The organism is Jiangella ureilytica (genome assembly GCF_004348545.1).
GTDB classification, from domain to species: domain Bacteria; phylum Actinomycetota; class Actinomycetes; order Jiangellales; family Jiangellaceae; genus Jiangella; species Jiangella ureilytica.
On record NZ_SMKL01000013.1, the window covers coordinates 97,835 to 111,219 of the forward strand.

8 protein-coding genes and 1 tRNA gene are annotated in these 13,385 nt (G+C 71.1%); 3 read left to right on the forward strand and 6 right to left on the reverse strand.

The window, feature by feature from the left end; genetic code table 11:
* Positions 1 to 39 precede the first annotated feature (39 nt).
* Positions 40 to 879 carry an SDR family NAD(P)-dependent oxidoreductase gene (locus E1212_RS08055; protein ID WP_162605386.1) on the forward strand — a complete coding sequence of 280 codons (840 nt, stop codon included), beginning with the start codon at positions 40 to 42 and terminating at the stop codon, positions 877 to 879.
* 328 nt (positions 880 to 1,207) lie between these two features.
* Here the strand turns inward: E1212_RS08055 and E1212_RS08060 are convergent.
* Positions 1,208 to 1,281 (reverse strand) — tRNA-Ile (locus E1212_RS08060).
* A 154-nt stretch (positions 1,282 to 1,435) separates the two neighbouring features.
* Between E1212_RS08060 and E1212_RS08065 the strand changes: the two genes are divergently transcribed.
* Positions 1,436 to 2,353 carry a YhjD/YihY/BrkB family envelope integrity protein gene (locus tag E1212_RS08065; RefSeq protein WP_203416606.1) on the forward strand — a complete coding sequence of 306 codons (918 nt, stop codon included), beginning with the start codon at positions 1,436 to 1,438 and terminating at the stop codon, positions 2,351 to 2,353.
* Here the strand turns inward: E1212_RS08065 and E1212_RS29930 are convergent.
* From E1212_RS29930 to E1212_RS08085, 5 genes are all read right to left on the reverse strand, one after another.
* Positions 2,350 to 5,934: an OmpL47-type beta-barrel domain-containing protein gene (locus tag E1212_RS29930; RefSeq protein ID WP_476702851.1), complete on the reverse strand. Its 3,585-nt coding sequence runs from the start codon at positions 5,932 to 5,934 to the stop codon at positions 2,350 to 2,352. The genes E1212_RS08065 and E1212_RS29930 overlap by 4 nt on opposite strands.
* A 157-nt stretch (positions 5,935 to 6,091) precedes the next feature.
* Positions 6,092 to 10,174, reverse strand: coding sequence for a ThuA domain-containing protein (locus tag E1212_RS08075; RefSeq protein ID WP_131981103.1), 4,083 nt, complete (start codon positions 10,172 to 10,174; stop codon positions 6,092 to 6,094).
* A gap of 98 nt (positions 10,175 to 10,272) precedes the next feature.
* Entirely contained in the window at positions 10,273 to 11,319 is a 1,047-nt protein-coding gene (locus E1212_RS08080; RefSeq protein WP_131981105.1) for a multicopper oxidase domain-containing protein, read from the reverse strand.
* Positions 11,320 to 12,098: 779 nt separating this feature from the next.
* Positions 12,099 to 12,242, reverse strand: a complete 144-nt coding sequence (locus tag E1212_RS29335) for a hypothetical protein (protein ID WP_162605388.1) — start codon at positions 12,240 to 12,242, stop codon at positions 12,099 to 12,101.
* 420 nt (positions 12,243 to 12,662) lie between these two features.
* Positions 12,663 to 13,115 (reverse strand): carboxymuconolactone decarboxylase family protein, encoded by a 453-nt coding sequence (locus tag E1212_RS08085; RefSeq protein ID WP_131981107.1) that lies wholly within the window; start codon positions 13,113 to 13,115, stop codon positions 12,663 to 12,665.
* A gap of 67 nt (positions 13,116 to 13,182) precedes the next feature.
* Here E1212_RS08085 and E1212_RS08090 point away from each other — a divergent pair.
* Positions 13,183 to 13,385 (forward strand): GntR family transcriptional regulator (locus E1212_RS08090; protein WP_131981109.1); only part of this gene is annotated, 203 nt, incomplete at its 3' end.

The following is a 13,385-nucleotide window of genomic DNA, read 5'->3' on the forward strand; positions in this document are numbered from 1 at the left end:
TGCACAGGCTAGGATACTATGCGATATACCGCACTCGTGGTGAGCGGCTTGACGGACACTGGTGGTCGGCGGCGTGCGGCGAGGCACGCGGATGGGAGCAGCGTGGCTGGCAACGGAGCGGGCGACTTCGACGGGGCGCTCTCGGTGATCGTCGGCGGGAACCAGGGCATAGGAGCGGCCATCGGCCTGGCCCTGGCCGCCGCCGGGTCACGCCTGGTGATAATCGGTCGCGACGAAGGCCGGCTGGCGGAGGCCAAGAAGGCCGCCGAGGAGGTGGGCACCGACGTCGTCGCCACGCAGGTGGCCGATATCTCGTCCGTCGACAGCATTCACGCCATGGTCGAACGCGTCCTCGCCGACCACGGCGCGCCCACCATCCTCGTCAACAGCGCCGGGGGCCTGGTGCGCAAGCCCGCCTTCGACGTGACGGTCGAGGACTGGGACTGGCTGATGGAGACCCACCTGCGAGGAACCTTCTTCACCTGCCAGGGCTTCGGGCGAGCGATGGCTGCCGAGGGCTACGGCAAGATCATCAACATGAGCTCGACCTGGGCGTCGACCTTCCTGCCGGGCCGCATCGTCTACGCGACGGCGAAGGCCGGCCTGGGCCACATGACCGAGGGCCTGGCGGTCGAGTGGGCGCCGCTCGGGATCCGCGTCAACGCGATCGCACCCACCACCACGACGACGCCCCGGGTCGAGCGCGCCATCGAGGCCGACGCGAACCTTCAGAGGACCGCCGTCTCCAAGATCCCGCTTGGTCGGCTTGCCACGCCTGACGACATCGTCGGTGCCGCGCTCTACCTCGCGAGCCCGGTCTCCGACTTCGTCACCGGCCACACCCTCTACGTCGATGGCGGATGGCGAGTCTCCAAGTAGCCGGGCGCAGGGCTCATGTGGCCAGGTGCCCGGTGTCGTGCGGCATCGCGGTGGCTCGTTCCGAGTAGCGATGGCCGTCATCGACGCCGGGGCCTTCGGCGGCACCGTCTCGATCAGGTGGAATCTGCGCTCGGAGACCGGGTCGTGGCCGGCATGCACCTTGACCCGTAGGCGCCGGAGGGCAGTACCTCGACCTGCCTTGGAGCGGCGAGGCGCTGAACGAGCCCTCATGGGGCCGTCGTACGGCAACTCGCACCACAAGAGGCAGCACGCAGCGACATGCCGCGGCAGTGCGAGGAGAGGGACGCCTGAGCCGGACGAACCTGTGTAGGGCGGGTGGGACTCGAACCCACGACCCAGGGATTATGAGTCCCCTGCTCTAACCGGCTGAGCTACCGCCCCGGAGGCGCGCGAACCGGACCTGCGCGCCCGAAAACCTTACCCCGATCGCCGAAGACCCTCGCCCCCGGTGATCAAGCGACCAGCCTGCCCAGCTGCCGACATCACCCGGGGCGGGTGGGCCGCGGGCGCCACCCACCGCGGTGGGATGGGCCGTGTGCCGGACGACGCGCGCGGCACCGATGCCGCCCTGCGACGATTCCCGCCGAGGCTGCGACGCGTGGCCGGGTGGGTGCTCGCCCGGTGGCTGGGGCGGATTCTCGCCCGCGGCCTCACCGGTTGCCTGCGCATCGACATCTTCGACCGGGCGATGACCATCGCGGCACAGACGTTCACCTCCGTCCTACCCATTCTCATTCTCATCGCCACCTGGGCGGGCGCGGGCGCCGTGGACGAGGCCACCGAGGCGGTCGACCTCCCGGACGAGTCGGCGTCGCTGCTGGACGAGGCCGTACGCGGCGCGGACGACACCGCGTTCGGGGTCATCGGGGCGCTGATCGTCATCGTGTCGGCCACCAGCCTGTCGCGGGCGCTGAACCGGGCGTTCACGGCGGTCTGGTCACTGCCGCGGCCGAGGAACCGGCTGGCGTCGGCGTGGCGGTGGCTGGCGGCGGTCGTGGTGCTGGCACTGTCGATCGTCCTGGTCCGCGGGCTGGTGACGGTGGCCGGCGAGTTGCCGCCGCCGCGGGCGTGGCAGTCGGTGACGGCGTTCGCCGCGGACCTCGCGGTGGCCGTGTTCCTGCCCTGGGTCCTGCTCGCCGGCGCGGTGCGGCCGCGGCTGCTCGTGCCGGGTGCCGCGCTGTTCGCGACAGTGATGCTCCTGGTCCGCCCCGTGTCGGCGCTCTGGTTGCCGCGGGCGCTCGAGACCAGCGCCGACCGGTTCGGCTCGATCGGCGTCGCGTTCACGTACCTGGCCTGGCTGTACGTGGTCTCGTTCTGCTTTCTGGCCGCGGCGGTGATCGGCCAGGTGGTCGCGACGGACGACGGACGGATCGGCCGGTGGATCAGGGCAGCGGACGCACGGATGCCCGGAGACCGCGCGGTCCCCGGGCATCCGTCGAGCGCGTCGCACTAGTGGTGGTCGGCGTGGTGTGCCAGCGCCTCCTCGATCGAGACCTCGGCGGGAGCCGACTTCGGCGTCGACGCCACGGCGGCCGACGAACCGCGGCCGACGTCGGACTGGGACGCGGTGCGGGTGAGCATGCCCCGCTCCCGGCTGGTGATGACGCCGTCGGCGACCAGCTCGGTCGCCACCGCCGTCACATGCCGCACGAACGCGCCGTGCGAGGCCCAGTCGCCCTCGTCGTCGATGAGGTCGTTGATCGTGCAGCCGTCACCGCTGTCGACGTTGGCCACGAGTGAGTCGAGGCCGCCGATGACCACCGTCGGGCGGGTGTCGGAGTCGGGGCAGGCGTCGCCGTCGCGCTCGACGACGGTGAACGTCACCGAACCGACGTCCGACGCGTTCCCGGCGTTGTCCGTCGCCCGGAACCGCACGGTGTGCTCACCGACCGCGCCCACCACGACCGGCGCCGTGTAGGGCACGAACGCTCCGTCGTCGAGGGAGTAGACGACGGAGGCGACGCCGGACTGCGCGTCCGTCGCCGTGACCGTCACGGTCGCCGAGTCGATGTAGTCGCCGGCGCCGTTCTGCTCGCCCGAGACCACCCCGGAGACCGACGGCGGCGTGGTGTCGTCCGGCTCCGGCGCCACGACGGTGAACGACACCGACTCGACCGGCGCGACGTTGCCGGCGTTGTCAGTCGCCCGGACCTGGACGGTGTGGTCGCCCAGTGCCGTCACGACGACGGGTGCCGTGTAGGCCACGAAGCCGGCGCCGTCGAGGTTGTACTCCACCGAGGCGACGCCCGAGCCGGTGTCCGACGCGGTCACGGTGAGGGTGGCCGACCCGATGTAGTCCCCCTCGGGATTCTGATCACCCGACACCGACGCGGACACATCCGGCGGCGTGGTGTCGTCCGGCTCCGGCGCCACGACGGTGAAGGCCACCGACTCGACCGGCGCGACGTTGCCGGCGTTGTCGGTCGCCCGGTACTGGACCGTGTGGTCGCCCAGCGCCGTCACCACGACCGGCGCGGTGTAGGGCTGGAACGAGCCGCCGTCGAGCGCGTACGCGATCGACGCCACGCCGGACTGCGCGTCCGATGCCGTGATGGTCACCGTCGCCGACCCGACGAACTCGCCGTCCTCGTTCTGGTCACCGGTGACGGCGGCCGAGATGTCCGGCGGGGTGGTGTCGTCGGGCTCCGGCTCGACGACGGTGAAGGCCACCGACTCGGCCGGCGCGACGTTGCCCGCGTTGTCCGTCGCCCGGTACTGCAGCGTGTGCGCGCCCACGGCCGACACCACGACGGGTGCGGTGTAGGCCACGAAGCCGGCGCCGTCGAGGTTGTACTCCACCGAGGCGACACCCGAGCCGGCGTCCGTCGCCGTCACCGTGACGGTGGCGGACCCCACGTACGCACCCTCCTCGTCCTGGTCACCGGTGACGGTGGCCGAGATGTCCGGCGGGGTGGTGTCGTCGGGCTCCGGTTCGACGACGGTGAACGTCACGGACTCGACGGGTGAGGTGTTCCCGGCGTTGTCGGTCGCGCGGAACTGGACCGTGTGGTCGCCCAGCGCCGTCACGACCACCGGCGCGGTGTAGGGCTGGAACGAGCCGCCGTCGAGCGCGTAGGCGACGGACGCGACGCCCGACTCGGCGTCGGTCGCCGTGATCGTCACCATGGCCGAGCCGACGTAGTCGCCGTCCTCGTTCTGGTCACCGGTGACGGCGGCCGAGATGTCCGGCGGGGTGGTGTCGTCGGGCTCCGGCTCGACGACGGTGAAGGCCACCGACTCGACCGGCGCGACGTTGCCCGCGTTGTCCGTCGCCCGGAACTGCACCGTGTGGTCGCCGAACGACGTGACCACGAGCGGCGCGGTGTAGGCGGTGAAGCCCGCGCCGTCGAGGTTGTACTCGACCGACGCCACGCCCGAGCCGGCGTCGGTCGCCGTGATCGTCACCGTGGCCGAGCCGACGTAGTCGCCGTCCTCGTTCTGGTCACCGGTGACGGCGGCCGAGATGTCCGGCGGGGTGGTGTCGTCGGGCTCCGGCTCCACGACGGTGAACGAGACGGACTCGATGGGCGCCTGGTTGCCGGCGTTGTCCGTCGCCCGGTACTGCACGGTGTGCTCGCCCAGCGCGGTCACGACCACCGGGGCCGTGTACGCCTGGAAGGCGCCGCCGTCGAGCGCGTACGTGATCGACGCGACGCCCGACTCGGCGTCGGTCGCCGTGATCGTCACCGTGGCCGAGGCCACGTAGTTGCCCTCGTCGTCCTGCTCGCCGGCCACCGCGGCCGAGACCTCCGGCGGCGTGGTGTCCTCGGGCTCCGGTTCGACGACGGTGAACTGCACGGCTTCGACGGGGGAGACGTTCCCCGCGTTGTCGGTCGCCCGGTACTGCACCGTGTGATCGGCCGCTGCGGTGACGACCACGGGTGCGGTGTAGGCGGTGAACGCGGCGCCGTTCAGGCTGTACTCGACGGACTGGACGCCGGACTGCGCGTCGGCCGCGGTGATCGTCACCGTCGCCGAGCCGACGTACTCGCCGTCCTCGTTCTGGTCACCGGTGACGGTGGCCGAGATGTCCGGCGGGGTGGTGTCGTCGGGCTCCGGTTCGACGACGGTGAAGGTCACCGACTCGACCGGCGCGACGTTGCCGGCATTGTCGGTCGCCCGGTACTGCACCGTGTGGTCGCCCAGCGCGGTCACGACGACCGGCGCCGTGTAGGGCTGGAACGCGCCGCCGTCGAGCGCGTACTCGACCGAGGCGACCCCGGACTCCGCGTCGGTCGCGGTCACCGTGACCGTGGCCGACCCGATGTAGTCGCCCTCGTCGTTCTGCTCGCCGGTGACGGCCGCCGAGATGTCCGGTGGGGTGGTGTCGTCGGGCTCCGGCTCGGCGACGGTGAACTGGACCGACTCGACCTCGGAGGTGTTGCCGGCGTTGTCCGTGGCGCGGTACTGCACCGAGTGGTCGCCGATCTCGTCGACGACCACCGGGGCGGTGTAGGGCTGGAAGCCGAGGTCGTCGATCTCGTACTCGATGGTGTCGACGCCCGAGCCGGTGTCGGTCGCGCTCACCGCGACGGTGGCCGACCCGATGTAGTCGCCGTCCTCGTTCTGATCGCCCGTGACCTGCGCGGACACCTCCGGCGGGGTGGTGTCCTCGGGGCCGCCGGTGACGACCAGCAGGCCGGTCATCGACCCGTGGCCGGGGAACGCGCAGTAGTAGCGGTAGACGCCGGGCGTCAGGACGACGTCGACCTCGTAGCGGCCGCCGTTCGGGTCGAACGGGTTCGCCGTGATGTTGACGTCGACGTCCTGGTTGTACTGCGGGTCGCTGGTCTCGAAGGTCAGCGTGTGCGGCATGCCGCTGGTGTTGCCGGTGGCCACGCTGTTCTCGAAGACGATCGTCGTCGGGCCGGCCACCGCGGTCGTCGGGGCCGAAGCGTACGCCGTCACGCTGTTGTTGCCGGTCCAGGTCAGGGTCTGCTCGGCCGCGGCTTCCGCCGTCGCCGAAGCCGGGGACGATGCCGACGACGGCGCCGCCCGGAAGGCCGCCGCCGCCGGTACCAGGCCGACCGCCATGAGGGCCAGGGTCAGGACCGCGACGACGACGCCCTGGGGCGTCACTCGCCGCCGGCCGGACCGGCCCGCCGCGGGATGGAGTGGTTGACGCATGAAGTGCCGCACCTTTCGTGAATCCGAGACGCGAGCGCCCCGGCGGCCGAGGCCCGCCGGGGTCCTACAGCTCCCGGACTCGGATGTTGCGGAACTCGATCAGGTCGTTGTTGCCGTGGTTCTGCAGCCCGATGTATCCGCTGAGGAACTGGCGCAGGTCGGTCGGCGGGTCACCCGCGCGCGACGACTGGATGCCAGGCACGTTGTCGAACTCGTTGATCACCACGCCGTTGCGGATGATCGTGTAGTGCTGGCCCTCGACCCGGATCTCGTAGTCGTTCCACTCGCCCTTGGGCGTGGCGCCGGCGCCGGGCAGGGCGATCGGGTCGAAGTTGTAGACCGACCCGGTCTTCTGCGGCTCGCCGGTGGTGCCGTCGTAGATCTGGATCTCCTGGCCGCAGTAGATCGCGACCCAGGCCGGCGAGTTCGCGGCGGAACCGACGCGGCCGCACTCGGGACGCTCCGCCAGCGGCTGGTTCGGGTTCGGGAACCTGATGAACACGCCGCTGTTGGCCCGGGTGTTGCCGGCCGAGACGTCACGGAACTGCAGCCGCACCGAGTAGTTGGCGAACTCGCGCTCGGCGTACCAGAGCATGCCCAGCCCGCCGCGGCTGATGATCGTGCCGTCGTCCTGAAGCTCGAAGAAGCCGCCCGGCGCCTGCTCCCAGCCCTCGAGGGACTCGGCGGTGCCGTCGAAGATGGCGTCCCAGCCGGTGTCGCCGGGCTTGCCGATCGGCGCCTGCGCGGCGAGCCGCGTCAGCGTCGACTTCTCGCGAGCCGTGATGACACCGTCGGCCGCCAGGGCGTTCGCCGTGTCGGTGACGTGGCGGACGAAGGAGCCGTGGTCGGCCCAGCTGCTCTCGTCGTCGATCAGGTCGTTGATCGTGCAGCCGTTGCCGACGACGTCGTTCGTCACGCCGGTGTCGGTGTCGCGCAGGAAGACCGTGCCGCGGTCGTCCGGCACCGCACACCCGACGGTGACCTCGAGCTCGGTGGTCATCGTCTCGCCGTCGGCGTAGGTGACGGTGAGCGTCGCGGTGTAGGTGCCCACCGCGGCGTAGGTGTGGCGCGGGTTCGCCTCGGTCGACGTGGCGCCGTCGCCGAAGTCCCACGCGTAGGACACGCCGCCGGAGCGGTCACCGGTGAAGGCGATGGTCAGCGGCTTGTTCTGGACCGCCGTCGCCGTCGCGGTCGCCGCCGGGGTGGCCGGGCCGCCGTTGTAGACGACGCGGATCAGCTTCTGGTTGGGCGTGAGGCTGAAGAAGCCGCCGCTGTAGTCGGACATGTACAGCGCGCCGTCCGGGCCGAACCGCGACGTCATCATCCAGCTCTGCAGCTGGTCGTTGGCGCCGCCGTGCGGAATGATCGAGGTCAGGTTCTCCGCGAACAGCGGCGGGGCCTGCTCCTCGATGCCCTCGGGGTCGACGGTGACGGCGACCCGGCTGCTCTGGCCGCAGTTGTCACCGATGATCCACTTGCCCTCCCAGTACGACGGCCACGAGACACCGCTGTCGGTGTCGACCAGCGACTCGCGGAACGTCGGGCCGGTCATGACGGCCTGGCAGCCGCCGCTGCGCATGTACGGGAACCCGTAGGTGGCGTCGTCGTTGTCGTACGTCGGGATGCCGTCGCCGCGGTCCGGGAAGTCCGGGTTACCGCCCTGCGGGGAGTACCAGATCATGTTGTTGCGGGCGTCCGGGATGTCCACCAGGCCGGTGTTGCGCGGCGAGGTGTTCAGCAGGTTGCCCTTGCAGTCGTACCAGCCGGTCAGCACCGCCGCGTCGGTGTTGCTGCGGTCGCGGTACGGCTGCCGGTTGCCCATGCAGAACGGCCAGCCCTGGTTGCCCGCCGACGTGATGATCGTCGCCGTCTCGTACTTGGCCGGGCCGAGCTCCGCGTTGGGGCCGCCGGCGTCGGGGCCGACCCAGGCGGCGTGCAGGTAGTCCGTCACCGGGTCGACGTACAGGGTCGAGATGTTGCGCACGCCCATGACGTAGATCTCGGGCCGGGTCTTGCCGCCGCCCTCCTCCTGGCCGGTGAACAGGTTCCCGTCCGGGATGGTGTAGGTGCCGTCGGGCTCCGGGTGGATGCGCAGGATCTTGCCGTTCAGGTCGTTCGTGTTGCCCGACGTGCGGCGGGCGTCCTGGAACGAGATGCCCGCGAACTCCTGGGTCCAGTTGTTGCCGGAGTAGCCGCTGGAGCCGCCCGACGAGTTGCTGTCGCCGACGCCGATGTACAGGTTGCCGTCGGAGTCGAAGTCCATGCCGCCGCCGGCGTGGCAGCAGCTGTGGATCTGCGTCTCCCAGGCCAGCAGGTCCTCGCGGCTGTCGAGGTCGATCTCCTGGGTCTCGTGGTCGTAGGTGAACCGCGAGATCGTCCGGTCGCCGACGCGGCGCACCTTGTCGATCGACTCGTACGGCATCCAGTAGACGTACATCCAGCCGTTCTCGGCGAACGCCGGGTCGAGCGCGATGCCGACCAGGCCCTCCTCGGTCTTGACCAGCTCGCCGCCGCTGCCGCGGTTGCCGAACACGTCGAGCGTGGTCAGCAGCTTCACGTCACCGGTCGCCGGGTCCCACTGGTGGATCGTGCCGCAGCCGCGGCCGACGTTCGCGTTCTCCCAGGGGACGACGGGGCCGGTGGCGCAGGCCGCCTTGCCGATGTAGAAGACGGTGCCGTCGGCGGCGACGTCGAGGCCGTGCGGCTCGCCGTTCTGGTCCAGCTGGCCCGGCTGGTTCACCGCGGAGAGCCGCTCGATGTCGTAGTTCGCGCCGATGGTGGCCTGGCAGTCGCCGCGGACGAGGCCCGTGGTCCACTGCAGCGCGCCGGTGACGTGGCTGCGGAACTCCGCCTCGTCCCAGCTCTCGGCCGTGCCGCCCATGCCGGTGAAGAACGAGCGGCCGCCGTCGTAGTCACGGCACCACGAGATCGGGTGGAACGCGCCGTTGGCGCCGTCGCCGGGCTCGTAGGTGCGCTCCTGGACCTGCGCGACGGTGTGCACGGTGCCCACGGGGTTCGGGCTCCAATTGGTCCACCGGTCGGTGCGGGTCAGCGTCAGCGGCAGGCCGTCGTTGGCCGGGTGCTGCCGGTCGACGATGCTGACGGTGGCCTCCTGCGGCTGCACCGGCTCCGGCTCGATGACGTCGCCGGCGAACAGCTGCCACTCGGCCAGCTGGGTGATGGAGTCGCCGGAGTTGCGGGTGATGTCGAGGCGGTAGTGCAGGTACTCCGTGGTGTTGGCGAACTCGTAGGCCTTGATCTGGAACCGCTCGGGGAAGTCCTCGTTGGTGCGGCGGTCCAGGTCGACCCAGGTGGTCCCGTCGTTCGAGCCCTGGATCGTCCAGTCCTGCGGGTCGCGGCCGGCGGAGTCGTTGGCCGACGCCAGCGCGTACTGGTTCACCGCGGCCGGCTCGGTCAGCCGGACCGTGATCTGCGCCGTGCGCACGAAGCCCAGCCACTTGGTGTTGACGTTGCCGTCGACGACCTTCGGCGCGTCCTCGTTGGGCGGGTTGTTCGCGGTGGCGCTCACGGCGGCGACGTCGAGCGAGTCCGGCAGCGCGCCGACCGGGCGGGTGCCGATGAGGCCGGTGAACCACTCCGAGCGTTCCTGGGCGCGGGACGCGTCACCGATGCCGAGGAAGCCGCCGCCGTCCTCGATGAAGGCCTCGAGCGCGTCCTCCTGCGACGGCGACAGCTCGGTGCCGATCGCCGACAGGAAGACGACGCCGCGGTAGGCGGCCAGCGTCTGTGCGGAGAAGCTGGCCGGGTCCGACGACACGTCGACGCCGATGCCGTTCTCGGCGCCGAGCTCCTGGATCGCCGCGACTGCGGCCGCGACGGGGTCGTCCTGCTCCTCTGCAGCGCCGTGGAAGACCAGCACCTTGGTGCCGTCCTCGGCGGTGGCTGCCTTGGCGGCGGCCAGCGCCTGCCGGGCCTCCGGGCTGGCGCCGTCGGCGGCGTCGGTGGCCTTCGCTGCGGGAGCGCTGGAGGCGCTCGGCGACGGTTCGGGCTCGGGCTGGCCCTGGGCGGGCAGCGCGGTGCCACTCAGCGCCAGAACCGCTGTGCTCGCCAGGACGAACGTCCGGCGCCACCTGGCGGATCGCGCCGGTGGCCCTCCCTCCGGACGGACGAGGCTGCTGCGTCTCATCGTTGCTCCTTCGATCGATGTGCGCTCGTGCCTGTGCGTTCTCGGCCCTGATGGGTGTCAGTGGTGTGCGGGCGTAGCGCGACCTATCCCGCGTGGCGTCAGTGGCCTGAGTGGCCCCCGTGTCCTCCGTGTCCTCCGTGGTAGCGGTCGATGGCCTCCTGTGCGTGGTCGGGGATGCTGCCGTCCTCGTTGCGGACCAGGAAGACGCCGGACATGCCGCCGTCGGAGTGGAACTGCACGTGGCAGTGGTACATCCATGCGCCGGGGCCGACGCCGTCGCCGGCGATGACCTGGAAGCCGAACGAGCTGCCGGGGTTGAGGTCCTTGTTGTCGATGGCCTGGGTCAGGTCGTTCGGCCCGTCGAGGTAGCCCGTCCGGTTGTCGGCCCAGCGGTGGGCGTGCAGGTGGAAGGTGTGCTCCATGCTCCCGTGGCCGATACACAGCCACTCGACCCGCTCGCCCAGGACGGCGTCGAACATCGGTGTCATCGGCGCCACCAGGTTGTTGATCGTCATGTCGTTGAAGACCACGACGAACGTCTTGTCCGGCAGCAGGTCGCCCTTGCGCCGCACGATCAGGCCGCCGTACAGGCCCTTCTGCAGGCCCTGCGTGCCGTGGTCGCCGCCCAGCGCGTGGTCGTGGTAGTGCCAGTAGCCCGCGGTGCCGGGCAGCCAGCCGCGGCCGCCGCCCGACCGGCGCTCGCGCGAGCGCCACACGTACGTGCGGGTCTCGCCGGGCTCGTTGAAGGAGTCGTTGAACGGGGAGCCGTCGGAGAAGACGTCGTAGTCGACCCCATGCGGGTGGATCGACAGCCGCTGGTTGGTGGTGTTGACCAGCTCGATCTCCAGTGTGTCGCCCTCGACCATCTCGAGCAGCGGGCCGGGGATGGTCGCCTCGCCGGGCGCCAGGCCGTAGCCGAACCGCCCGCCGGGGAGCGCCTCGGCGTAGATCGTGACGCGCCTGGTCTGGCCCGTGGCCTGGGCGGTGCGCAGGCCGGCAACGGCGGCCGTGCTCGGTGCCGCGACGGCCGCGCCGGAGCCGGCGGCGACGGCGGGGAGTGCCGCTGCTCCGGCGACCGCGCCGGCCAGTACCGACCGTCGGGTCAGGTGGCCCAGCAAGCCGCGGCGAACGGGGGTGTCAGCCATGAGGTCTCCATTCCGTGAGTCCCGGGGCGCCTGCACCGGAGACCGGGGATCGGTGAGAGACCGCCGGGCAGCACGAACCCCCGACGGCCGCTGAACGACACCGACCCGTACATGGGACCGCACAGTAAAGGGGCTTTTGCGTGCACGTCAACGGAAAGTTTCACGTTCGTCGTCAAATGCTCGGAGTCACAGTACTTCGCACCATCGGCGTTCGAGATCCGGAACGACCGAAAAGACCCTGGTGTCCGCCAGTGACGGAGTTCGCGACACCAGTGGTTCGCGCACGCGCGCGAGTGGCCGCCGTCCCTCGCACCACTTCGACCGGTTGGCGGGTGACTTTCGCAAGTTACCGCGACGTAACGGTTGTGCCGGGAGCGACCGGCTCGGTACCGTCCACTGGTCAGTGGTGTGGGTCGTCGCAGAGCAGGGCCGAGAACTGTGGCGCGCGACACCGCGGACGAGCGCACCCGGGGGTCCACTCTGGCCCGCCGGTGCAGACGTTCGTTCGAGGTCGAGGTGTCCCATGCACCACCACACGTTCACCGCCGGCGCAGCCGTCGCGGCGCCGGCCACCCGGCCGCCGCCGGCTCCTGCGCGCCCCGTATCGCCGCTGGCCGCGGCCATAGAAGGCGCATGCGCGGACGCCGGCCACGCCGCTTGACGGCCGGCCGCCCGGGCCGCGTCGCCGGCCGTACCGCAGTCGGCCGGCGGGGCGGGCTGTTCGTCCTGAGCCGGCCGCGGTGAGCTCTGGCGTGAGCCTTCCCGGGCGGGGCGAGCTGCTAGCGCGCGGTCGTCATCGCGAGCAGGGCGAGCACCGCCACGAGGCCCACGGACAGCCGCAGGCTCATGCTGGGCTGCTCAGGCCCGAGGAGCCAGCGACGGAGCCGAGCCAGCGAACGGAATCCGGCGAAGACGCGTGTCACGGCACCCCTCCAGTCCACGACCGGCGTGGTCTCGGCGCCGGGACGCCGAGGTGAAGCCGGACGCATCTCGAACCCAGACCGGAACGTCTATGCGGTGCCGGAACATGAATGCCGGCTACCCACCGGCCAGCGGTGCCGGCATCCGGAAAAGGGGGCCGGGACTGGGGGCCGTTCGCACGAATTGTGGCTTAAGCCCTCAGGATGACTCACGACCAAACGCACCGTCAATACCCCACCTCGCCTGGTGACCAGGCCGGTTACCGGACGTCGCCGCAGCGAGACCCTCGACGGCTCCCGGCCGCGGCCCCGACGGCTCTCGGCCACGGGAACCCGTTGGTCACGGATGGTCGGCGCCGGGTCGCCGGATCCGCCTCCATGCCGCCGGAGTCCGCGTCCGGACCGGTGGCGGGGCGAGGGCACTCATCCGGCGAACGACTCCGGGACCATGCGGACGGTCACGCAGACCCGGTTCCAGGCGTTGATCGTCGTGACGACCATGACCAGCTGGGCCAGGTCCTCGTCGCCGAAGTGCTGGCGGACCTCGGCCCAGACCTCGTCCGGCACTCGCGGCGCGCCCTCGCTGAGCCGCGTCATCGACTCCGCCAGCGCGAAGGCTGCCCGCTCGGCCGGGCTGAAGAACGGGCCTTCGTCCCAGGCGGCGACGGCGTAGAGGCGCGCCGGGGTCTCCCCGCCCTTGACGGCGTCGTGGCTGTGCGAGTCGACGCAGTAGGCGCAGCCGTTGACCTGGCTGACCCGCAGCTTCACCAGGTCGAGCAGTCCGGCGGGCAGCGCGCCCCGGTGGGCGCGGCTGTCCAGAGTCACCAGTGCCTTGTACGCCGCCGGGGCGAGGGCGGCGATGTCCATGCGTGTCATTCCGTCACCGTACGGCGCTAGATTGGCCTCGTTGAAGAGCCAATCCGTGCCTGACTGATTGGGCCACATGGACCTGCACGTCAGCCTCGACGGCGGCGGCGACCTCACCGCCCGCATCTACCGCTCCCTACGCGACGGCGTCCGCGACGGCCGGCTGCGCCCCGGCGACCGGCTGCCGCCCACACGCGAGCTGGCGCGCACGCTGAGCGTGTCGCGCGGCACGGTGGCGACGGCGTACGAGCGGCTGACGGCAGAGGGCTTCCCTGTCTC